The organism is Fructilactobacillus sanfranciscensis (genome assembly GCF_029023685.1).
GTDB classification, from domain to species: domain Bacteria; phylum Bacillota; class Bacilli; order Lactobacillales; family Lactobacillaceae; genus Fructilactobacillus; species Fructilactobacillus sanfranciscensis.
Window position 1 is genome coordinate 277,300 of the sequence record NZ_CP118925.1, and the last position, 21,528, is coordinate 298,827.

Below are 21,528 nucleotides of genomic sequence, written 5' to 3' on the forward strand. Positions count from 1 at the left end.
AATCGTATAATTAAAATAATTATAAAATATTATAAAAGTGGTGAAAAAATGAAAAATAATGTAACAATGCGTGATGTGGCTGAACTTTCAGGAGTATCAATCGCAACTGTTTCGAGATATCTAAATGGTAAAAATAAGCACCTATCGTTAAAAACAGCCGAAAAAGTTAAAGATGCGATTAAAAAATTAAAATATACCCCTGATGAGGCAGCAAGAAATTTAGTAACAAAAAAGTAATTTAATTGCTGTGTTAGTAGCTAACGTTAACGATTATTTTTCGACTGAAATATTTAAGGGAGTTAGTTCATCATTAAGAAAAAAAAGGCTATACAGCAGTAATGCTTGACTCTAATAATGATTTAAAAAATGAATTGGAAATGCTTTTATTTAGAGGACCTCTTCACGTTTGGGGAGCTGGAGCAGCTACTGCTGCGGTACTTTCGGCAACTGGATTATTTAGTGATATGTATTTATTGCCTTTGATGTACGTTCCTACACTACTTGCTGTTTCAACTGATATTACTCAGTCTTGGAACGTTTGGGGACTTGATTATATGAAAGTAGCACCACGTAGCTTACTTAAGTTTAGATAATGTATTATTAACTCCTCATATTGCTTCAAATATGGTTGAATGCATGAATCGGATGGCCTATGATGCCGCTAGTGAAATTGTTAGAGTTTCAGAAGGTGAACAACCTTTATGGAATGTTGCTAAATAAGAATATATAAAAAAAGCTAACCACAATAAATTTTGTGATTAGCTTTTTTCGTGATGTTATTTAACTTTTGCTAAGAAATGTTTCTTCTTTCCGCGACGCACAATTACGTATTTACCGTCAAAGTTGTCAGCAGGATTAATTTCAGTTTCGACATCAGTTACTTTAACTCCATTAACGGTGATAGCACCGTTAGTAACGTCTTCACGAGCTTGTCGTTTTGACTTGTCAACGCCTAGTTCCATGATTAAGTCAACGATGTTAATTGGAGTGTTACTAATTTCTGAAGTAGGAACCCCATTAAAGGCTTGCGCAACTTCAGCGGTTGAAAGTTTTTGGATATCACCTTTGAAGAGGATGGCAGAAATTCGTTCCGCATTTTCTACAGCTTCCTTACCGTGCACGAATTCAGTGACTTGTTCAGCTAGGACTTTTTGGGCTTCACGTTTCCAAGGCTCGGCCTTCACTTTTTCAGCTAAAGCATCGATTTGGTCTTTATCCAAGAAAGTAAAGTATTTCAAGTATTTGATAACGTCACGGTCATCTTGGTTAAACCAGAATTGGTAAAATTCGTAAGTAGATGTTTTTTCTGGATCAAGCCAGACAGCACCACCAGCTGTTTTACCGAATTTAGTTCCATCGGCTTTAACCATTAATGGAATCGTTAAACCAAAGACTTTAGCATCAGGACCAGCTAAACGATGAATTAGATCAGTTCCAGCTGTAATGTTTCCCCATTGGTCAGAACCACCAATTTCTAGTTGTACGTGATGATTTTTGTATAGGTGGTAGAAATCAAAGGCTTGGAGAATTTGGTAAGTGAATTCTGTGAAAGAAATTCCTTGATCTAAACGACTAGCAACAACGTCTTTCGCTAACATGGTGTTAACGTTGAATAACTTTCCGTAGTCTCGCAAGAAATCAAGTAAACTAACGTCTTTAGTCCAATCGTAATTGTTAACGATGGTAATATCAGAGTTTCTACCAAAGAGTTTTTTCATCTGCTTGGTTAAAGCAACTTCATTATGATGAACTTGTTCCATGGTTTGAAGTTGACGTTCCGACTTTCGGCCACTAGGATCACCAATCGAACCAGTGGCACCACCGATTAAAATGTAAGGGTGATGACCGTAACGAGCAAATCGTTCCAAAATCATGAAGGGAATTAAATGACCGATGTGCATACTGTCACCAGTGGGATCAGTACCACAGTAAAGGGCAATTTTATGGTCAGCAATTTCTTTGGCTAAACCTTCAGCATCAGTTTCTTGATTAATGGCACCACGCCATTGTAAATCTTCTAAAATATCCATGTTATCCTCCAATTTGAGTGTAAAAAAATCCCTATAGCAACTGCTATAGGGACGCAAATTTGCGCGGTACCACCCACGTTTAGACCGAAGTCTACACTCATTAATATTTAATTTTTAAAGGTTAGGTAATTCATTTTATTTCCTGCATGGCTTGCAGCAACCGCCAATTCTCTGACATCACAGAAATAAAACTATTTAATACAGTAATCTTAACATAACACTTAAAATTCGACAATTTTAATCTAAATAATAAGTTTTAAGTTTATCAATATCTTCATCAGTTAAATCTAAACCATCATGTAAGAAATTCTGCATGTTACCATAATGTTTTGTGATTTCTTCTAAAGCAGCATCCAAGAAGACCATGTTAACGCTGTATAGGGTCTTTAAATTGTTAGCAGCGTGTTCAGAAAAACCAGCTGTTCGAACTTCTTGGACTTTTCGTTCAATCACATCTTTGACAACATCGTTGGTAAGAATATAGTCTTTACGGATGGTCTCCATATCGACACCTAATGCAGCTAAAATGAAAACAGCTGACATTCCGGTCCGATCTTTTCCAGCAGTACAATGGAAAAGGACTGATTGACCGTCAATTTTATTTTCTAATAAGACCATGAATAATTCATGGAATGCTTTACGACAAGGAGCTTGGGTAATCATTTGGCGATATACCTCTTCCATGTGTTGCATTCCATATTCGGGATGTTCTTCTACAAGTTGATGAAATTCTTCTGGGTCTTGGGAATTATCAGTTCGATCTTCGTTAAAGACGGGATCAAAAATATAGTGAAGTTTGCTACCATCAACAAGATCTTTAACATCTTTGACCTCTTGAGCAGAGCGAAGATCAACGTCATAACGGACTCCATAATCTTCTAAAAATTGAACTTCGCGATCATTAATGAAGCCTAAGCTACCAGAACGAAGTAACTTATGCCATTTAATGTGGTGACCGTCCATTGTTTGATAGCCACCTAATTCACGAACATTATCGGCATTATCAAGATCAATTACACGTTTGTTTTCCATTATTTCACGTCCTTTTATCTGTATTCAGTATGCCTATTATATCACTGTTTTAGACTCACTTTCATTTGCAAGCTATTTTTGTTTACAAAGCAGAACAATTGGACTAATCTTAAGGATAGAAAACAATTAAGGGGATACATAATTATGGAAATGTCTGAACGTCAAATGATTCAAGAAATTTTGAATACTGTCGATGTAATTTATAACTTTGAAAACGTTGATGAAGATACTAACGAATACACGATTTTAATTAATCGTCAAAATGGTGATGTTCGTGATCTTAACGTGATTAACGATGAAATGAAAAAATACTTTAAAGAAGCTGACTTTGACTACAAAGAAGAAGTTGAACCTGTAGAAGTTGATGCTGATATTCGTGTTCAAATTAAACGTTAATTAGTTAATCGGTAAAAGAGAAGTGACAAATGTCGCTTCTTTTTTGTTGCTAAACAGATCTGATGATTAAACAAATTAAAAGCAGAAAGGAGGGAAACTTGTGGAAGATGACGAAACTAAGTATGTACTAGCAATTGACCAAGGATCAACAAGTACTAGAGCCGTTTTTTATGACCATAGTGGTCGCAAGGTAATTGAAAGTACGAAACCATTGTCCCAAAAAAATGACAAAAATGGATGGGTGGAACAAGATCCTGATTTAATTTGGAGTTCTGTTTTATCAGCAATTTCTAGTGCCATGATTGACGCCCGAATTCATCCTGAAAAGATTAGAGCAATTGGAATTACTAACCAACGAGAAACAACCGTTGTATGGGACAAAAACACCGGTAAACCAATTTATAATGCGATTGGATGGCTTTCAAAACAAACTACTGGAATTGCTAAACAACTTCGTGAGGAAGGCTACAGTGATTTAATTCGGGAAAAAACGGGATTGGTGTTGAATGCATACTTTTCAGCCACCAAAGTTCGTTGGATTTTAGATCACGTTGAAGGAGCCCAAGAACGGGCTGAAAAAGGTGAATTACTGTTTGGAACGATTGACAGTTGGCTGGTATGGAAGTTATCAGATGGAAAATATCATATTACTGATTACAGTAATGCCAGTCGGACAATGCTTTATAACATTCACGAATTGAAATGGGATCAAGATATTTTAGATATTTTGCATATTCCAGTGCAAATGTTACCTGAGGTCCATGCTTCTGATGAGGTTTATGGAACAACCGAGAATTACCAATTTTATGGAGTTCAAGTGCCAATTGCAGGAATTGCTGGGGATCAACAAGCAGCATTGATTGGATCAATGGGGCTTGAACCAGGGATGGTAGAAAGTACCTATGGTGATGGTGCTTTTATCATGATGAACACTGGTACTAAACCAGAAATTTCAGATGAAAAATTATTAACAACGATTGCCTATGGAATGAATGGAAAAGTTTATTACGCATTAGAAGGATCGATTTTTACGGCTGGAAGTGCATTGAAGTGGCTTCGTGACAAATTAGGATTGATTAGTAGTATTCCTGGTTCACGAATTGCGGCAAAACGTTCAAATAATGATAATGAAGTCTATTTGGTACCTGCTTTTACAGGATTAGGTGCTCCATACTGGGATTCAAGCGTCCGGGGTGCAATCTTTGGAATTACTCGCGGAACAAATGATGATGATATCGTTAAGGCAACCCTCCAGTCGATTGCATATAGTACCAAAGATATTATTGATACGATGGAAGCAGATGCCAACATTAAAATTTCACAACTTGGAGCTGATGGTGGGGCTAGTCGGAATAGTTATTTGATGCAATTTCAAGCTGATATCTTAGATAAACCAGTTGAAAGAGCGGCGGATGAAGAAACGACGGCCTTTGGAGCAGCTGTTTTGGCTGGCTTGGCAACTGGATTCTGGAAAGATATTGATGAAGTAAAATCGATTCATGAACCTGGTAAGCTGTTCACCCCCGAAATTAGTTCTCAAGAAAGAGAAAAACTTTATCATGGTTGGAAACGAGCAGTCAAGGCAGCCCAGACTTTTAAACCAGAAATAAATTAAAGTTTTTCGTTGAAACCGCTTTCATATAAAGTTTCAGTGCGTTATAATGAACGTATAATTAAATTTGTAAAAACAGATAAATATTGGAGGATGTAATAATGTTAGCTTTGTTAATTGGGCTTATTCCGATTCTTGGTTGGGGATTCTTTCCCACAGTTTCATCAAAAATTGGTGGTAAACCTTCAAACCAAATTCTAGGTGCAACAATAGGTGCCGTAATTGTGGCATTTATTGTATTTCTCTTTACAGGATGCGGTTTCCCAATGGGTTGGAACTTAGTCTTCGGAATTCTTTCTGGTCTTGGTTGGGGATTCGGTCAAATCATGGCCTTTAAAGGATATTCATTAGTTGGTTCATCACGGGTTATGCCTATTACAACGGCATTTCAATTGATTGCAACTACTTTATGGGGTGCCTTTGCTTTAAGTAGTTGGCCTGGGATTATGCACAAAGTGATTGGAATTATTGCATTAGTAGTAATTATTCTTGGTGCTACTTTAACTACCTGGAGCTCAAACAAAGAAAATACTGACGTAGCTGCTTTAAGAAAAGCTACGATTTATCAATTAATTGGGGTAATAGGTTACTGGTTGTACTCAGCTGCACCACAAATTGAAAACCTAAACTGGGCACATAGTTTTATTCCTAGAACTGCTCCAATGAATGGTTTGGAAGCATTCTTGCCACAAACTCTTGGAATGTTATTGATAGCTGTAATTTACAGTTTGATGAACCTTAAGTCAGAAAACGTCTTTAAAGAATCTGTTTCATATAAACAAATTGTTGCTGGTTTCTTCTTTGGAATTGCTGCGTTAGCTTACTTAGTAGCAGCTCAACCAGCTTTCTTAGGATTATCAACAGCCTTTGTATTTTCACAAGTTAATGTTGTTCTTGCAACTCTTAGTGGAATTTACATGCTTCACCAAAAGAAAACAACCAAAGAAATGGTTGCAACGCTTATCGGTTTAGCTTTGATTATTCTTGCAGCAACAGTTACTGCATTCTTATAAAATTGAATAACAAAAAATCCTCTTCGTTAGAAGGGGATTTTTTATTTGCGTTTAACTTTGAAATAATGATTTTCAACTAGTAACTTGAGTGATTCTGGAGTGCCAGCTTTATAACCAATGTTTTGAAGATGTCTAAAATACATTAAGTTATAAATAAATCCCCAAATAACCTGAAATAAAAAGCTAAGTGATTCGGAGGCTTGATCTAAACCAATCCCAGTTACAAAGGTAACCAACATTGAAAAAAATAGTTGGATTCCAATCATACAAGCTAAGTTGTACCAATCAGATCTTAAAATAGCAGGTAAAACACCAAAAAATAGTGAAGTATATGAAAATCCGACTTTATTTACTTTTGTGTTTTCACCATTAGTAACAATTGCATAGTTGCTAGGTAGTAAAGAATAGAATGCTTTCTTTTCTTCTTCATCTTGATTATTTTCATCATTATTCCCATTGAAAAATGGATCCATAAAACAGATTCCTCCTATTTTTTAAGGGTAAATTTAACGACGATTTCGACGTGAGGGGTTTGTGGCATCATATCAATTGGTTGTAGATAATCAACGTTATATGATTTAGTTAATTGCACTAAATTTTGGGCTAAAGTTGATTGATTACATGATACGTACACAAACTTTTCTGGACGAGTTTGTAAAATAGTATCAATCAACGCCTGATCTAATCCAACTCGTGGTGGATCAACTACTAAAGCGGTTGGACGCCAACCAGCTGCCATCCATTGAGGAAGGACATCTTCGGCTTTACCGTAGAAATATTCTGCATTATCAATGTGATTGATTTTAGCATTTTCGTTAGCATCTTCAATTGCTTCTTTAACCGTATCCATTCCACGGACTTCGGCAACTTGATTAGCTAACGTTAGTCCAATGGTTCCAACTCCGGAATAAGCATCAACTAAATAATCACTTGCATCGAGGTTCAAGGCTTCACCAGCTAAGTGGTAAAGTTTGGGCGTCATGATTGAATTTAATTGTAAGAAAGCTCTAGGAGATAAGTCAAAAGCTAAACCATCAATTTTTTCGGTAATGGTTTCACTACCAGCTAAATGAATGGTTTCATCGCCCCAGATAAGTGGAGTTTCTCCAGGATTAACGTTTTGCATGATTGAAGTAACTTCAGGGAGTTCTTCGGCAATCCGCATAATTAATTTTTGCTTTTTGATTAACTTGTTTGAATTGGTAATGAAAACTACTTGAACGTCATTTGTGTTTAAAGCAGCACGAACGACAATGGTTTTTAAAATTCCAGAATTAGTCTTTTCATCATAAGTGGGAATCTCAAAATCTTCGACCATGTTAACTACAGCTCTTATGACTTTCATAGTTAATGGGTATTGAACAGAACAAGTTGGCATATTCACAACTTCATGAGTACCTTCTTTGTATAATCCGGCAATCACATAGCCATCAGCATTCGTCCGAACTTGGAACGCCGCTTTATTCCGATATTCATAGGGATTTTCCATCCCGATTGTGGGACGAACATCATACTTTTCAAAACCACGAGGGTGATAGCGACTAAGGGCCTGTTTAACCAAGTCTCTTTTGAATTTTAATTGTTGACTGTATTCTAAATCTTCGAGTTCAAAGCCACCGACTTCACTAGCGTAGGCATCTCGAGGTTCAATTCGGAATTGACTCTTTTTATCGATTTGAACGACTTCACCACGTAAAAATTTAGGCTGAATGTCAGTAATATCAGCTTGAACAACTTCAGTAGGAAGGGCACCTGGAATGAAGATTAACTTGCGACGGTAATATCCGACTCCTTCACCGTTAATTCCAAGCCGTTTGATGGTCACGGTTACCCGTTGACCTAATTTAACTTGTACTCCCGGATTGCTAGGACGACGATTATTAAAGTTGTTTCTTTTGGGCCGATAATTGTTATTTTCGTTTTTCATTTGTGCTCCTTTTGTTTGAATCAATTACTCTAATTATAGCATGATAACGGGAAACATCATTAATTGGCATTTTTCTTGCTTATCAAGATAGCGTATAATTTAATTATTACTAGATATAGGAGAAGATAAATGGGACAGTTAGAGACTAAAAAGCTTTGTTATGATGTGGGTCAAACTAAAATCATCAAAGACATTAATTTTTCAGTTGAAAAGGCTGATATCGTTACAATTACTGGACCTTCAGGAAGTGGGAAATCAACGTTTGCGAAGCTCTTAGCATCATTGTTAACCCCAACTTCTGGAGCAGTCTATTTTGAAGGGAAAAACGTTAAGGACTATAACTCGGTTTCGTACCGACGTGAAGTTTCGTATGCCGTCCAACAACCAACTTTATTTGGAGATACGGTACGCGAAAATTTGGAATTTCCGTACATGATTCGGAAGAAACCATTTGATGAACAACATGCGATTAAAGCCCTTCAAACAGTTGATTTAGGGGCTAATGATTTAGATCGACAAGTTACCAGTTTATCCGGTGGTGAAAAGCAACGCATTGCCTTATTAAGAAATGTGATGTTTGTGCCCAAAGTTTTAATTTTAGATGAGGTTACGACGGGATTAGATAATGCTAGTAAAGCTAGTGTTCACAAAATGATTGATTATTTTAACGTCAAGCACGGAGTGACCATTATTATGATTACACATGATGATGAAGAAATTAAATTGGCTAAACATCTTTATGAGATTACTGATGGACAAATGAAAGAGGTGCGTGACGATGCATAATCTGATTGTTTCCAACACGGCGTTAGCGTTAACGAGTGTGTTTGTTTTATTTGCTTTGTGGATTGGTTATAAACAAGATTTAGGAATTGCGAAGTCCTTAATCATCGCTACAATTCGTTGTGTCGTTCAATTATTTGTGGTCGGATATGTTTTAAAATACGTTTTCAAGATTGATAACTGGTTATTAACGATTTGTTTGATTCTGATTATCATTTTTAATGGAGCTTACAATGCTAAGGGACGTAGTAATGGGTTAGCTAATGCGTTTAAAATCTCATTGACAGCAATTGCAACTAGTACGATTGTCATTTTATTAGTCCTAGTGCTTGATGGCTCAGTTAAATTTATTCCATCGCAAATTATTCCTTTAACTGGAATGATTGTTAGTAATTCAATGGTAGCGATGGGACTTTGTTTTCGGACGATGAGTTCGATGTTTAAAGACCGTCGTTCTCAAATCATGGAAATGCTTGCTTTAGGCGCCACGCCGATGATGGCCAGTAAAAATATCATTCGAGATTCCATCAAAACCGGGTTACAACCAACCATTGATACTGCTAAAACAGTTGGGTTAGTTGCTTTACCCGGTATGATGTCGGGAATGATTTTTGCCGGAGCTGATCCAGTTTTAGCCATTAAATATCAAATCATGGTAACGTTTATGTTACTCGGAATCACTTCAATTAGTTCTATTATTGGTTGTTACATGGGGTACAAGAGTTTCTTTAATCGCTATGCCCAATTAATCAACTAAGTAAAAAGGCGGCTTTAGAATTAATCTAAAGGCGTCTTTATTTTTGCATTATTTATCAAAATCGATAATTAGTTTACCAACCGCATGGTGACTTTGACTCGTTTTAATTGCTTGGCGAATCCCGTCCACAGAGAAGGGGAAAGTTTGACTAATAATAACTTTTACTTTGCCGTTTGCCACTAAGTCGACCATGGGTTGTAAATCAAGGTGGTTAAAGTCAGCACTTTCATCAATCACCCGAATGTGCTTTTGTTTAGCTAACTGATCAGCTTTAGCACCTAAGGTCGAAACTAGGAGTCCTTCCGGTTTAAGCACCGCAAAATCATCCGCCACACTGTCACCGCCAATGGTATCAAAGACGACGTCAATATCATGTAAGACGTCTTTAATGTTAGTCGTGTGATAATCAATTACTTGATCAGCACCTAAAGAAAGTAACAGGTCTTTATTTTTGGTACTTGCAGTCGTGTAAACCGTTGCTCCAATTTGATGAAGTAACTGAATGCCGAAAGTCCCTAAACCGCCAGCTCCCCCTTGGATGAGCACTTTTTGGCCTGGGATAATGTGAGCATGGTTGAAAATTCCTTGCCAAATAGTCATAGAAGCTTCTGGAATCCCAGCTCCCGTGACAAAGTCCACGTTATCAGGTAAAAGAGCTAAGCGGTTCGGTTTAGCGGCAATTGATTGAGCAGAGGCTCCAGTCAAAGTGAAGCCACAGACTCGATCACCAAGTTTAAAGGCTTGAACGTTTTTTCCCACTTTGGTAATGATTCCCGCAAAGTCAGAATTAGTAATGATGGGGAAGGTTAGTTTTAACCAACTTTGGACCATTCCCTCAGCAATTTTCCAATCAAATGGATTAATTCCTTCGGCGCGTGTTTCGACTAAAACTTCGTCGTCATTAATTTCTGGCTGATCAACTTCTAATTCGGTGATATTTTCTGGACCACCGTATGCTTTAATGCCAAATGCTTTCATAATTGCTCCTTTTATTTCTGAGTAAGCTAGTATCTTTACCAAGATAAGCATAGGTCTTTAAAGCTTTTCGTTACAATAATACGACTTAAATCTTGCCAAACAAAAAGCCTTACCAATGCGAATGCATGGGAAAGGCTTTTTAACTGTTTATTTTTTAAATGAAGCAGCAGTTTCTTCATCACAGTATAAGAAGTGTCCGGGAAGAACTTCTCGAAGGGCTTCTCCTTCTTTGAAAGGATGACTGTGATCAAAAGTTTTAATTTTGTGGTTTCTTTCTAATTCAGGATCAGGGATGGGAACTGCTGATAGTAAACTTTGAGTGTAAGGATGAAGGGGATTGTTATAAACCTCTTCGGTATCTGATAACTCAACGATTTTACCTTTGTAAAGCACAGCAATTCGGTCACTAATATATTTAACCATGGATAAATCATGGGCGATAAATAGATAAGTGAGACCTTTTTCCTCTTGAATATCTTGGAGTAAGTTAACCACTTGGGCTTGAATCGAAACGTCAAGGGCTGAAATTGGTTCATCAGCAATGATGAAAGAAGGTTGCACCGCTAAAGCACGGGCAATCCCGATTCGTTGCCGTTGACCACCAGAGAATTCGTGGGGATAACGGTTGGCAAATTCCGGGTTTAAGTTAACCTGTTTAAGTAATTCACGGACTTGACGGTCACGATCTTCACTGTTTTTGGCTAAACCATGAATGTCAATTCCTTCAGCGATGATATCTTTAACTTTCATTCGTGGGTCTAATGAAGCATAAGGATCTTGGAAAATCATTTGTAAGTTTTTCCGGAAATCCTTTAATTGACTGTTTTTAAGTTTAGCAATATCTTGGCCTTCAAAGTCGATTTCTCCACTAGTAGGATCGTAAAGGCGGATGATACTCCGACCAGTCGTCGTTTTACCAGAACCAGATTCACCAACTAAACCTAAAGTTTCACCTTCATAAATATCAAATGAAATATCATCAACGGCTTTAACTTCGTCTTTTTTACCAACGTTGAAATATTGTTTTAAATTACGGACCTTAACGGCTACTTTACGTTTGTCTTTTTCATTAGCCATCATTTTCACCTCCTGCTGGTTTGTACTTCTTCCGCCGGTTTTGAATGGAAACAGGTGGGATTACTTCGGGAGCACGAGGATCTAATAGCCAAGTTGCGGCATAATGGGTATCCGTGACCTTGAAGTAGGGTGGTTGTAAACGTTTATCAATTGCTAAAGCAAATTCATTTCGTGGCGCAAATGCATCCCCCTTAGGTGGGTTAATTAAGTTCGCAGGTGTTCCTGGAATAGCTTTCAAACGTTTCCCATTAATGTCTAAAGTAGGCATGGAATCCAATAGTCCCCAAGTGTAAGGATGTTTTGGATCATAGTAAATTTCGTCAGTAGTTCCGTATTCAATAATTTTACCAGCATACATTACGGCAACTCGGTCAGCAATTCCAGCTACCACGCCTAAATCATGAGTGATGAAGATGATTGAAGTTCCAATTTTCTTTTGGAGATCTTTTAATAGCTTAATGATTTGGGCTTGAACGGTCACATCCAAGGCCGTAGTTGGTTCATCGGCAATTAAAATTTCAGGATTATCGATAATTGCCATCGCAATTACAATCCGTTGGCGTTGTCCACCAGAGAATTGGTGAGGATAATCACCCAATCGGTTAGCCGCATTCGGAATCCCAACTAATTCCAGGACTTCTTGAGCCCGTTTCATGGCATCCGCTTTATCAGCATTTTTATGCACGAGTAAAGGTTCAGCAACTTGTTTTCCAATTGGCATGGTTGGATCAAGTGAAGTCATCGGATCTTGGAAAATCATCGAAATGTCTTTTCCCCGAATTTTATCCATTTCTTTGGGACTTAACTTAAGCAAGTCTTGGTTACGAAATTTGATTTTACCACCAGTTACAATGGCGTTTTTGGCGTAAAGTTGAATCACACTTCGAACCGTAACTGATTTACCAGAACCAGATTCACCAACTAAGGCCAAAGTTTCACCTTTGTTTAAGTCAAAACTAACATCACGAATGGCATGTACCGTTCCGTTTAACGTTGTAAAATCAACTTTTAAATCTTTAACTTCTAAAACTTTTTTGGTCATTATGGGGCTCCTTTCTAATCAGATTGAGGGTCGAATGCATCACGCATTCCATCACCGACTAAGTTAGTTGTAATCATAATCAAACTCAAGATGATTGCGGGAATCCACATTTGGTAAGGCAAGAAGTGGAAAGCTTTTTGACCGTCATTCATCAAAGTACCAAGTGAAGCATTTGGTGCGGGAATCCCAATTCCGATAAAGCTTAGGAAAGCTTCAAAGAAGATGGCAGTAGGGATTGAGAACATGGTTTGAATAATAATCGTTGAACTAAGGTTAGGAATTAAATGCTTAGTAGCAATTTTCCAGTTTGATTCACCTAAAGTTCTAGAAGCTAAGACGTATTCGTTTTCTTTAAGTTTGAAAACTTGGGCTCTAATCAAACGAGCCATCGTAATCCAACCTGTGAAGGCAATGGCAATGATGATTGAAGTTAATCCTGGTTTTAAAACAACTAGTAAAAGAATTACGATGATTAGATCAGGAACGGATGAGATGATTTCAATAATCCGTTGTAAGAAAGTATCAACTCGTTCACTAGCTAATCCAGACACAATCCCATAAGGGACCCCAATTACTAAATCAAGTAAAGTGGCTACCATGGCAACGATGATTGAGAGACGAGTTCCATAAAGAATTCTGGCAAATAGGTCCCGACCAAGGTAATCAGTTCCAAAAATATAGTAAGTCCCATCGGGAACATGGGCTTCTTTATAAGCATTGATGGTGTGGCCACCAATCGTTTGCATTCCGTTCATTCCAGGAATGTTTAGGTTTCCTAATTTAGGTGGTAAGTTGGCAAATAAAACGTGTTGGGCATTTGGATCAGTTGGCACAAATGCCGGTCCAAGGAAAGCAATCAAAATAATAAAAACTAAAATAACTGAAGAAACCATGGCAATTTTATTGTGGAAGAAACGGCGTTTAACATCTTGGAAGTAAGTTCTTGAAGCACCAAACACCTCAGTAGGGATGTTAGATAAATCATTACTTAGATATTGAAATTCGGTTTCTTGTGGTGGTAAGTTATCATGCATTATGCTTTTCCTCCTTTACCTAGTCTAATTCTTGGATCAATTACTCCATAGAGAATATCAACGACCAAGATAATTACTACCATCAAGAGTGAGTAGAACAAAGTCAATCCCATAATTGTAGGGTAATCATTGGTTAAAATTGATTGAACGAATTGGTCACCAATTCCAGGAATTGAGAAGATTGATTCGACAACCATTGAACCAGTCATGATTGAAACGGCCATTGGACCAACAACTGTGATGATGGGAATCAAGGAATTACGTAAAGCATGTTTCGTAATTACTTGCCAAGTAGCATCACCTTTGGCTTTTGCAAGCTCGATGTAGTCACTACTTAAAACGTCCACCATTTCAGTTCTCATGTAACGGGCAATGCTAGCCAGTGGAAAGGCTGCTAATGCTAGCGTTGGGAGAATTGAGGAACTAAAGTTATGCCAGAGGGCAACTGGGAACCATTGAAGTTTGTAACCAAAGTAGTATTGAAGCAAGATTGCTAAAACGAAACTTGGGATTGAAATTCCAAGGATTGAAACAATTGTAGCAAGGGCATCAACCCAGGTGTTTTTCTTAATTGCTGCAATACTTCCAAGGATAATTCCTAACAGACTACCGATAATCATCGCTTGTAATCCAAGTTGCATCGATGGACCAATGTGATCACCGATTAATTGTGTAACGGGTTGGTTGTTAAATTGGAAAGATGTGCCTAAGTCACCGTGAAGGAGGCCACCTAAGTATTTGAAGTATTGAACGTATTCTGGTTTGTCAAAACCATACTTATGATTCATAACGGTTAATTGAGCGGGACTCATTTTAGCTTGGTTAGTATATGGAGTTCCCGGTAAAGCCTTCATCATGAAAAATGTAATCGAGGCAATAATCAATAATGTTAAAAATAAGTAGAAAATACGTTTAAGAATATATTTTGTCATTATTTACCTCCTATTTTTTGTATGCAGCACCCATGTCGTAGATACCAGTTGGGGTGATGTTAAATCCTTTACTGTTTGGTTTAGTTAAAGCAGCACCGTTATCTTGGTAAGTCGTGATAACTCCTTGTTCCTTAGTGATAATATGTTGTGCTTTAAGCATGTCGTTCCAACGAGCTTCTGGATTGTTAGCATCCGTGGTTTCGGCTTTCTTAACGGCCTCGTCATATTCTTTGTTTGACCAACTACCATCATTGTTTGAGTTTCCGGTGGTTTGAAGATCTAAGAAGTTAGTTGGGTCAGGATAATCAGCAACCCAGGCACTAGTAACCATGTCAAAGTTCTTGCTAACTTGTCTTTGAAGACGGGTCTTGAATGGCACGCTACTAATGTTCAAGTGGAAACCAGGTAAATCTTTTTCCATGTTACTTTGGAGATATTCAGCCATTTTCTTAGTGGTATCAGTATTATCAGCCGTAAGGGTTAGGTTGATTTGTTTTTGTCCAGTTTCTTTCAATCCTTCTTGCCAGAGTTTCTTAGCAAGTTCAGGGTTGTATTCAGTGTACTTCCGGTCGGCAATGGCTGAAGGTTCATCAGTAAAGTCAACTCCAGTAGTTGGACTCTTGCTCATTTTTGATGGCACTAAACTATGAGCAGGAAGACCAGTCTTACCAAGAATGTTATTACATAATTCATCACGATTAATCGTCATTGACATGGCTTGACGAAGTTTTTCATTCTTCAAGTAAGGATGAGCTTTTTCGTTTAATTCAAGGAAATAAGTTCCATTATTTGGAGTAGTTTTGAAGTCCTTGTTGTGAGCAAGTTGACGTGCAGAGTCACCACTAAGGTCAGCATAACGATCAAGCACGTTCGTATCATACAAGTTCAATCCAGTATTTGGATCGGCAATGTAGTAGTACTTAAGTTCGTTAAGTTTGACATTTTTAGCATTCCAGTAAGATTTATTCTTAACTTCGTGCCATTCGGTATCTCCAACTTTCCAGTTTTCGAGTTTGAATGGTCCGTTAAAAATCATTCCCTTACTAGTCAATCCGTATTGGTCACCCATCTTATCAACGGCTTTTTTGTTGATTGGTAAGAATTGACCACCAGAAACTAAGGTATCAAAGTAAGGAATTGGGTGTTCCAAAGTTACTTGAAGCTTGTATTTACCCAAAGCTTTGATTCCCAAAGTATCGGGAGCTTTTTTACCAGCGACAATGTCATCGGCATTCTTAATTCCGCTATAGATGTAAGAATATTGTGAACCAGTTTTGGGATCACAAATCCGACGCCAAGCATAAACGAAGTCGTTAGCGGTGACAGGATCGCCATTTGACCACTTCGTATGTTTAAGTTCAATGGTGTATCTTTTACCACCATCAGTTGGTTTCGCAATACTCTTAGCCACTCCAGGCTTAAGTTGCTTACCAGTATAACGATAAAGACCTTCCATGGTGTTGTTTAAGTTTTGCGCACCATATTGGTCAGTATTTAGACTTGAATCCATGGTTGTAATCGTTGCTTTTGAGCTAACTGCCATGGTCTTGTCTTTCGGAGAACTACTATCGTGCTTCTGGGCACCACACCCAGTTAACACCAAGGCAGAAACTCCGATGATTGCAAATGAAATTAACTTGCTATAACGTAAGTTTTTCATTGTGGACCACCTCCATAAAATTTAAAAACTTAAGTTTCTCTTAATCATAGGGCAATTTTCCAAAAATGTAAATGTAATTTCTTAATGTTAAGGTCAATATTTTACCTTTAACATTAAAAAAAGTTAGATGTTGGGTTATGTTACACCGACACTTTGATTAAAATCCGAACTATGGTATTATGCAAAATTCACATAAAAAAACAATCTGACCTGAACCCCCTAAATTGGACAAACAATTTAGGAGGTTCTTTTTGTATTCTTTAGATGAAAAACTTGCAGCACTTAATGACTTTCATTCAGGAATTTCCCGTTCTGAAATTATGAAAAAATATAATATTAAAGGGTCTGCTACAATTTCTGAATGGATTAGGCGTATGGATCAATTTGGAATTGATGGATTAGTTTATAAACATGAAAAGACAAAATTCGATTATTCATTTAAAATAAGAGTAATTAAATGGCGTCTTGATAATCAATCTTCTTATCCAAATGCCGCTCGGCATTTTAAAATCAGAAACCCTACTACTATTTATAGTTGGGAAAGGGATTATCTAGAGGGACGCCTTAACTCTCGATTAGAAAGGCCCCTAAAATGATTAAACCTGATAAAAAAAGTTCAAATAAGAGTTATGAAGACCTAAAAGAAGAAAATGATTACTTAAAAGCGAAGATTGCATACTTGGAAAAATTAGATGCCTTGGTTCAAAGGAAGAAAAAATTTCAAACCAAGAAAAAGCACAAATAGTCACTGAGCTAAGGCATAAATTTAAAATAGTGCACCTTTTAAAAATTGCTAATCTTTCTCGTAGTAGTTACTATCACGCTGTTAATCATGATTACAATAAAGATGATAATGATTTAGTTAATGAAATTCGTGAGATAAGAAAGAACTTTAAAGATTATGGTTATCGTCGAGTTACATTAGAATTAAGAAACCGTGGGTTTCATGTTAACCATAAAAAAGTTCTGCGTATTATGAATGAAAATAAAATATTATGTGATGCATATGATAAGAAAGTTAGAAAGTACAACTCTTACAAAGGTAACTGTGGTAAGAAAGCACCTAACCGTTTAAATCGTAGATTTAATACTGATCGTCCGTTTCAAAAGATTGTTACTGATGTTACAGAATTACGTTGGGGAAATGAGACAACCAGTGAAAGAGCTTATCTAACAACCTATATGGATTTATTTAATGGAGAAATTTTAACTTGGAATTTAAGCTTACATCCAACAGTTGAATTTATACTGGAACCACTTAGGGAACTTATTAAAATTAGACCGGATTTACCATATAGAATGACTATTCATTCTGATCAAGGATTTCAATATCAAAATGATGAATTTATCCACCTTCTCAAGGAAAACAAAATATTCCAAAGCATGAGCCGTAAGGCTACATGTTTGGATAATGCTTGTATGGAAAGTTTTTTCAATCAGTTAAAAGTTGGAACCACTAGAAACAATCATTATCAGACGTTAAATCAGCTTCAAACATCAACAAAAGATTATTTATTCTACTACAATAATTATCGTATTAAAGAAAAACTGGAAGGTTTATCGCCGGTTAAATACCGGCAACAAACCTTCCAGCTAGTTGCATAATTACTATCCAATTTTTGGGGTGCAGTTCAATCTCGTAAAGAGATTGTTTTTTGTTAACATTATTTATTTAAAACGGAATGTTTCCGACCGTAAGTAAAGTAGAATACCATCCCTAGGATTAACCAAACGAGGAACCGTAACCATGTTTCCCAGTTCAATCCAGCGATTAGAACTAAACAGAAGAGAATTGCCATGATTGGTGTGAAAGGAACCAATGGAGTTTTGAAGCCCCGTTTTGCTTTGGGTTGTGTGTATCTCATTACTAAAATTCCGGCTGATACGAGGATAAAGGCTGATAACGTTCCGATATTTACTAGTTCTGCTAAGATGTTTAAGTTAATGAAACCACCAGCTAAAGCAGTTACAATTCCAAAGAACCAAGTTACCACGAATGGGGTTTTTCTCTTAGCATCAACTTTACTAAATACTTTAGGGAAGAGACCATCACGTGCCATTGCGTAGCTAATTCTTGATTGACCGTAAAGCATTACCAATAGAACGGTGGTCATTCCTAAGATAGCTCCCAGACTAACAATCATTGAGAGCCAACCTTGACCAGTTTTTACTAAAACAGCTAGGATGGGTGCGTTTAGGTATTTACTGTAAACCGTGTATTTAACTACTCCAGTCATGATGAGGGTCATGATGATGTAGAGAACCGTTGAGATGAATAGTGATAAAAGAATTCCTCGAGAAAGCGTTTTACTAGGGTTGATGGTTTCTTCAGCACTGGAAGAAACGGCATCAAATCCGATGAATGAGAAGAAAACGATTGAAGCAGCAGGGATAATTCCAGCAGCAGTACCATCATGAACTGAGTACAAACCGTAAGGAACAAATGGGTGCCAGTTAGCCGTTTTGATAAACCAAACGGTACAAACGATGAAGAGGATTACTACGGCAAGTTTAACAAGGACCATGATGTCGTTAACCCGTTTAGTTTGGTTAATGCCCATTGAAAGAATCCAAGTGATAAGGATAATAATCAAGAAAGCAGGGAGGTTAAAAATGGTGTGTACTCCTGGAGTAGTACCGGCTGCAGCAGTTAACACGGTTGGAATATGAATTCCAAAGTTATCGAGCAAGTTTACCAGATAACCCGACCAACCCACTGAAACAGTGGCAGCCCCTAAGGCATATTCCAAAATCAAGTCCCATCCAATGATAAAGGCAGTAATTTCACCAAAAGCAATGTATGAGTATGTGTAAGCTGATCCAGAAATCGGAGCCATCGAAGCGAATTCAGCGTAACAAAGTCCGGCAAATCCACAACAGATGGCAGCTAACAGGAATGAAAGGGCTAGTCCAGGTCCAGCAACTAAAGCACCTTTACCAGTTAGAACAAAAATTCCAGTTCCAATAATGGCCCCAATCCCTAGAAAAGTCAGATCCCAAGTTTTCAGGGTTCTTTTTAAGGGGGTCTTTTGTTCTAACAAACCAGTGATGTCTTTTTTTCTAAATAAAGATTTCATTTTTATTCCTCCTTGTTTGTTAAAAATAAAATTTTTATTAATATACCACGGGCAAGAAAATACTGTCAATATATTTTGTACATTTGTTAATGTAACGAAAACATACATTATAAATACCGAAATTTAAAGATTTATATAGAAGAAAAAAACACACAATCCGAAGATTATGTGTTTTAAAATAATTATTATTTTATTTTTCTTGTTCTTTTTTTGCGATGTCATCATCAATATCAGTTGATACAATTGATTCTTCCAATTCAGGATCAATATCAACAGCTTGATGTTTTAAGCTAGGAAAAACGCGTTTATCAGCTATCCCAGTAATGTTACCTTGGAATAGGAAAGCAAAAATAGTTCCAATTCCATAATAAGTAAACTGGTGAGTAATGGCAAAAGCAACTACTCCCATAATGGTAGGGGGAATATATGAGGCCCACATTGCTTTTCCCGCAGCACCTTTGAAGTATTTGAATCGGAGGATTTGCATTAAATCATCAGCGGGATGTAACACAAGGTTAACTCGTTGATAGATTGAGATAGCAATCGCAATTAAAGCAACTCCAAAGAAGTTAATTAAGACGTAAAGAATGATTAGTCCTAATGAATGTGCTTCTGGTAATTTGATGGTAGTGGTAAAGAGGGTGTAGAAAGTTTGAATCAACCATGAGAAAGGTACCATGAAGATTACGTTTCCTAATGCACGACCCCAATCCCAACGACCAACCAAAATGGCATTTAAGACGGTAATCACAATTCCTAGAATTAAGAAAGCCCAGAACAAGTTCCAATGGAAAGCAATTCCAAAGTTGGTTTCCGCAGCAGTCCAGTAGGCAGAACCTAAGAATGATGGGAAAACTTTGGCACTAGTAACTAAAGTTAATACGTTACCAAGTGAGTTAATTACTAAGGAAATTACAAAGTAAATAATTGAAGCTTTCATAGAGATTGTACGAGGGGTTTTTTTGTTTTTTTTAACAGCCATGTAAATTCTCCTCGTATTTAATTATTTAAGGTTTGGGTTAACTGCAACAACAGTCTTACCAGTCATAGGTGTAGTCTTGTTCAATACATCTTCAACTTGGTCTAAGCTAATTGTGTTAGCTTGGTATGGTTCAACTTCAACTGCACCAGTTTCAAGTAATGCAAGAGTGTCTTCGAATGAGTTAGGGTTAATCATTGAACCTTTAACAGTTAATTGTTTCTTGAAAATTTCGTAAGTGTTCATTGAGAAAGTTTGGCCTGGTTCACCAACACCGAACATGAATACTTGAGCACCATTGTTAGTGTGTTTAACGGCAGCTTCTTGAGTTTCAGGCTTACCAACGGCTTCGATTACGATATCGTAATCACCAGGAATTTCTTCTTTAGTTGTGTTAACAACGCGGGTTAATTTTAATTCTTTTTGTTCTTTAGCAAGAAGATCATCATGACGACCAGTCATAGTGATGTTACGGATTCCGTAAGCTCTTAATAATTGAGCAAATAATTTAGCCATGAAACCATCACCAATGATTAAAGCACTCATATGTGGTTGGATGTTTTCCATGATGTGCATAGTGTGAACACCACATGAGATAGGTTCCATTGAACATGCAGCTTTAAGTGAAACTGCATCTGGAATGCGGTAAACAACAGTATCAGGAGCAGTGAAGTATTGTTCCAAACCACCATCACGAGTTACACCAACTGCAGAAAGGTTTTCACATTCTTCAAAAAGACCAGTGTGACAGTAGAAACAGTGACCACAGTAAATGTTAGGGTCAACGGAAACACGGTCTCCTTCTTTAAATTCAGTAACATTCTTACCAACAGCTTTAACAACACCAGAGTTTTCGTGTCCTAAAACAATTGGAGGAACAGCATCTGCTGAACCTGGAAGTCCATTAAAGAGGGCGTCATCAGTTCCACAAATACCAGCGTAAGCAGTTTCAATTAATACTTCGTTGTCTTTTGGAGTTGGAATGTCACGTTCTTCCATTTTCATTTCTTGTTTGCCAGTCATTACTAAAGCTTTCATTTTTTCAGCCATAATACATCTCCTCTTAAATATAATTTATATAGTTACATTATGAGCAAGCCTAACAAAATTGCTAATTTGTGTATTGAACGATAAAATTCTGTTTTGCTTGCCCTTTGCTCTTACAAGAGTAAGCGATTTCCTTACTGATTGCAAGGTGT

Annotated in this window: 22 protein-coding genes and 2 pseudogenes; 11 read left to right on the forward strand and 13 right to left on the reverse strand. The window is 37.2% G+C overall.

What is annotated here, in order from left to right; all coding sequences use genetic code 11:
• Positions 1 to 48: 48 nt before the first annotated feature.
• The 3 genes and pseudogenes from PY770_RS01365 to PY770_RS01375 all read left to right on the forward strand — a co-directional run.
• Positions 49 to 237, forward strand: coding sequence for a LacI family DNA-binding transcriptional regulator (locus tag PY770_RS01365; RefSeq protein WP_103428818.1), 189 nt, complete (start codon positions 49 to 51; stop codon positions 235 to 237).
• Between the two features lie 140 nt (positions 238 to 377).
• Positions 378 to 584, forward strand: a pseudogene (locus tag PY770_RS01370) (gluconate:proton symporter); the annotation flags it as partial.
• Positions 577 to 720, forward strand: a pseudogene (locus tag PY770_RS01375) (phosphoglycerate dehydrogenase); the annotation flags it as partial. The pseudogenes PY770_RS01370 and PY770_RS01375, both read left to right, overlap by 8 nt.
• 56 nt (positions 721 to 776) lie before the next feature.
• Here the strand turns inward: PY770_RS01375 and tyrS are convergent.
• Together tyrS and PY770_RS01385 are read right to left on the reverse strand one after the other, a co-directional pair.
• Positions 777 to 2,030 (reverse strand): tyrosine--tRNA ligase, encoded by a 1,254-nt coding sequence (gene tyrS, locus PY770_RS01380; protein ID WP_103428817.1) that lies wholly within the window; start codon positions 2,028 to 2,030, stop codon positions 777 to 779.
• A gap of 237 nt (positions 2,031 to 2,267) precedes the next feature.
• Entirely contained in the window at positions 2,268 to 3,062 is a 795-nt protein-coding gene (locus tag PY770_RS01385) for a tyrosine-protein phosphatase (RefSeq protein WP_168880857.1), read from the reverse strand.
• Between the two features lie 144 nt (positions 3,063 to 3,206).
• Here PY770_RS01385 and PY770_RS01390 point away from each other — a divergent pair, with 144 nt between their 5' ends.
• From PY770_RS01390 to rbsU, 3 genes are all read left to right on the forward strand, one after another.
• Entirely contained in the window at positions 3,207 to 3,458 is a 252-nt protein-coding gene (locus tag PY770_RS01390) for a hypothetical protein (RefSeq protein ID WP_082610573.1), read from the forward strand.
• A 100-nt stretch (positions 3,459 to 3,558) separates the two neighbouring features.
• Entirely contained in the window at positions 3,559 to 5,073 is a 1,515-nt protein-coding gene (gene glpK / locus PY770_RS01395; protein ID WP_103423455.1) for a glycerol kinase GlpK, read from the forward strand.
• A gap of 98 nt (positions 5,074 to 5,171) precedes the next feature.
• Positions 5,172 to 6,083, forward strand: a complete 912-nt coding sequence (gene rbsU / locus PY770_RS01400; RefSeq protein WP_163600817.1) for a ribose/proton symporter RbsU — start codon at positions 5,172 to 5,174, stop codon at positions 6,081 to 6,083.
• Between the two features lie 41 nt (positions 6,084 to 6,124).
• Here rbsU and PY770_RS01405 read toward each other — a convergent pair whose 3' ends face one another.
• Complete coding sequence (locus tag PY770_RS01405; protein ID WP_014081592.1) at positions 6,125 to 6,556, reverse strand: hypothetical protein; 432 nt, start codon at positions 6,554 to 6,556, stop codon at positions 6,125 to 6,127.
• Between the two features lie 14 nt (positions 6,557 to 6,570).
• A complete protein-coding gene (gene rlmD, locus PY770_RS01410; protein WP_103428813.1) occupies positions 6,571 to 8,010 on the reverse strand; it encodes a 23S rRNA (uracil(1939)-C(5))-methyltransferase RlmD in 1,440 nt (479 codons plus the stop codon).
• 129 nt (positions 8,011 to 8,139) lie between these two features.
• Here rlmD and PY770_RS01415 point away from each other — a divergent pair, with 129 nt between their 5' ends.
• Both PY770_RS01415 and PY770_RS01420 read left to right on the forward strand, forming a co-directional pair.
• Positions 8,140 to 8,796 (forward strand): ABC transporter ATP-binding protein, encoded by a 657-nt coding sequence (locus PY770_RS01415; RefSeq protein WP_139562168.1) that lies wholly within the window; start codon positions 8,140 to 8,142, stop codon positions 8,794 to 8,796.
• Positions 8,789 to 9,550 carry an ABC transporter permease gene (locus tag PY770_RS01420; RefSeq protein WP_139562169.1) on the forward strand — a complete coding sequence of 254 codons (762 nt, stop codon included), beginning with the start codon at positions 8,789 to 8,791 and terminating at the stop codon, positions 9,548 to 9,550. The genes PY770_RS01415 and PY770_RS01420 overlap by 8 nt, the downstream gene beginning before the upstream one ends.
• A gap of 48 nt (positions 9,551 to 9,598) precedes the next feature.
• Here the strand turns inward: PY770_RS01420 and PY770_RS01425 are convergent, their stop codons facing one another.
• The 6 genes from PY770_RS01425 to PY770_RS01450 form a co-directional block, all read right to left on the reverse strand.
• The gene (locus PY770_RS01425) at positions 9,599 to 10,528 is read right to left on the reverse strand and encodes an NADP-dependent oxidoreductase (RefSeq protein WP_163600818.1); all 930 of its coding nucleotides are present in this window, start codon (positions 10,526 to 10,528) and stop codon (positions 9,599 to 9,601) included.
• Between the two features lie 147 nt (positions 10,529 to 10,675).
• Positions 10,676 to 11,605: an ABC transporter ATP-binding protein gene (locus tag PY770_RS01430; RefSeq protein WP_139554921.1), complete on the reverse strand. Its 930-nt coding sequence runs from the start codon at positions 11,603 to 11,605 to the stop codon at positions 10,676 to 10,678.
• Positions 11,598 to 12,647 (reverse strand): ABC transporter ATP-binding protein, encoded by a 1,050-nt coding sequence (locus tag PY770_RS01435; RefSeq protein WP_275046014.1) that lies wholly within the window; start codon positions 12,645 to 12,647, stop codon positions 11,598 to 11,600. Before PY770_RS01435 ends, PY770_RS01430 begins: the two co-directional genes overlap by 8 nt.
• Before the next feature lie 14 nt (positions 12,648 to 12,661).
• Positions 12,662 to 13,681 carry an ABC transporter permease gene (locus tag PY770_RS01440; protein ID WP_139554919.1) on the reverse strand — a complete coding sequence of 340 codons (1,020 nt, stop codon included), beginning with the start codon at positions 13,679 to 13,681 and terminating at the stop codon, positions 12,662 to 12,664.
• On the reverse strand, positions 13,681 to 14,613 hold the full coding sequence (gene opp3b, locus PY770_RS01445; protein WP_139554918.1) for an oligopeptide ABC transporter permease: 933 nt from the start codon (positions 14,611 to 14,613) through the stop codon (positions 13,681 to 13,683). The genes PY770_RS01440 and opp3b overlap by 1 nt, the downstream gene beginning before the upstream one ends.
• Positions 14,614 to 14,623: 10 nt before the next feature.
• Positions 14,624 to 16,273, reverse strand: coding sequence for a peptide ABC transporter substrate-binding protein (locus tag PY770_RS01450; protein WP_163600819.1), 1,650 nt, complete (start codon positions 16,271 to 16,273; stop codon positions 14,624 to 14,626).
• Positions 16,274 to 16,524: 251 nt separating this feature from the next.
• Between PY770_RS01450 and PY770_RS01455 the strand changes: the two genes are divergently transcribed.
• From PY770_RS01455 to PY770_RS01465, 3 genes are read left to right on the forward strand one after another with little or no spacing between them, the layout of a single operon-like run.
• Entirely contained in the window at positions 16,525 to 16,869 is a 345-nt protein-coding gene (locus PY770_RS01455) for a helix-turn-helix domain-containing protein (protein WP_163600820.1), read from the forward strand.
• Positions 16,866 to 17,018, forward strand: coding sequence for a hypothetical protein (locus PY770_RS01460; RefSeq protein WP_156843555.1), 153 nt, complete (start codon positions 16,866 to 16,868; stop codon positions 17,016 to 17,018). The genes PY770_RS01455 and PY770_RS01460 overlap by 4 nt, the downstream gene beginning before the upstream one ends.
• Positions 16,991 to 17,878, forward strand: coding sequence for an IS3 family transposase (locus PY770_RS01465; RefSeq protein WP_263853754.1), 888 nt, complete (start codon positions 16,991 to 16,993; stop codon positions 17,876 to 17,878). The genes PY770_RS01460 and PY770_RS01465 overlap by 28 nt, the downstream gene beginning before the upstream one ends.
• A 59-nt stretch (positions 17,879 to 17,937) precedes the next feature.
• Here the strand turns inward: PY770_RS01465 and PY770_RS01470 are convergent, their stop codons facing one another.
• The 3 genes from PY770_RS01470 to PY770_RS01480 all read right to left on the reverse strand — a co-directional run bounded on the left by PY770_RS01470 (position 17,938) and on the right by PY770_RS01480 (position 21,367).
• Complete coding sequence (locus tag PY770_RS01470; protein ID WP_163600821.1) at positions 17,938 to 19,350, reverse strand: amino acid permease; 1,413 nt, start codon at positions 19,348 to 19,350, stop codon at positions 17,938 to 17,940.
• A 190-nt stretch (positions 19,351 to 19,540) separates the two neighbouring features.
• Positions 19,541 to 20,332 carry a DUF6198 family protein gene (locus PY770_RS01475; RefSeq protein WP_163600822.1) on the reverse strand — a complete coding sequence of 264 codons (792 nt, stop codon included), beginning with the start codon at positions 20,330 to 20,332 and terminating at the stop codon, positions 19,541 to 19,543.
• A gap of 21 nt (positions 20,333 to 20,353) precedes the next feature.
• Positions 20,354 to 21,367 (reverse strand): zinc-dependent alcohol dehydrogenase family protein, encoded by a 1,014-nt coding sequence (locus PY770_RS01480; protein ID WP_163600845.1) that lies wholly within the window; start codon positions 21,365 to 21,367, stop codon positions 20,354 to 20,356.
• Positions 21,368 to 21,528: the final 161 nt, after the last annotated feature.

Coding starts and splice junctions, on each gene's coding strand:
- PY770_RS01365 (WP_103428818.1), top strand. CDS start 49: ATGAAAAATAATGTAACAATGCGTGATGTGGCTGAACTTTCAGGAGTA.
- tyrS (WP_103428817.1), bottom strand. CDS start 2,030: ATGGATATTTTAGAAGATTTACAATGGCGTGGTGCCATTAATCAAGAA.
- PY770_RS01385 (WP_168880857.1), bottom strand. CDS start 3,062: ATGGAAAACAAACGTGTAATTGATCTTGATAATGCCGATAATGTTCGT.
- PY770_RS01390 (WP_082610573.1), top strand. CDS start 3,207: ATGGAAATGTCTGAACGTCAAATGATTCAAGAAATTTTGAATACTGTC.
- rbsU (WP_163600817.1), top strand. CDS start 5,172: ATGTTAGCTTTGTTAATTGGGCTTATTCCGATTCTTGGTTGGGGATTC.
- PY770_RS01405 (WP_014081592.1), bottom strand. CDS start 6,556: ATGGATCCATTTTTCAATGGGAATAATGATGAAAATAATCAAGATGAA.
- rlmD (WP_103428813.1), bottom strand. CDS start 8,010: ATGAAAAACGAAAATAACAATTATCGGCCCAAAAGAAACAACTTTAAT.
- PY770_RS01415 (WP_139562168.1), top strand. CDS start 8,140: ATGGGACAGTTAGAGACTAAAAAGCTTTGTTATGATGTGGGTCAAACT.
- PY770_RS01420 (WP_139562169.1), top strand. CDS start 8,789: ATGCATAATCTGATTGTTTCCAACACGGCGTTAGCGTTAACGAGTGTG.
- PY770_RS01425 (WP_163600818.1), bottom strand. CDS start 10,528: ATGAAAGCATTTGGCATTAAAGCATACGGTGGTCCAGAAAATATCACC.
- PY770_RS01430 (WP_139554921.1), bottom strand. CDS start 11,605: ATGGCTAATGAAAAAGACAAACGTAAAGTAGCCGTTAAGGTCCGTAAT.
- PY770_RS01435 (WP_275046014.1), bottom strand. CDS start 12,647: ATGACCAAAAAAGTTTTAGAAGTTAAAGATTTAAAAGTTGATTTTACA.
- PY770_RS01440 (WP_139554919.1), bottom strand. CDS start 13,681: ATGCATGATAACTTACCACCACAAGAAACCGAATTTCAATATCTAAGT.
- opp3b (WP_139554918.1), bottom strand. CDS start 14,613: ATGACAAAATATATTCTTAAACGTATTTTCTACTTATTTTTAACATTA.
- PY770_RS01450 (WP_163600819.1), bottom strand. CDS start 16,273: ATGAAAAACTTACGTTATAGCAAGTTAATTTCATTTGCAATCATCGGA.
- PY770_RS01460 (WP_156843555.1), top strand. CDS start 16,866: ATGATTAAACCTGATAAAAAAAGTTCAAATAAGAGTTATGAAGACCTA.
- PY770_RS01470 (WP_163600821.1), bottom strand. CDS start 19,350: ATGAAATCTTTATTTAGAAAAAAAGACATCACTGGTTTGTTAGAACAA.
- PY770_RS01475 (WP_163600822.1), bottom strand. CDS start 20,332: ATGGCTGTTAAAAAAAACAAAAAAACCCCTCGTACAATCTCTATGAAA.
- PY770_RS01480 (WP_163600845.1), bottom strand. CDS start 21,367: ATGAAAGCTTTAGTAATGACTGGCAAACAAGAAATGAAAATGGAAGAA.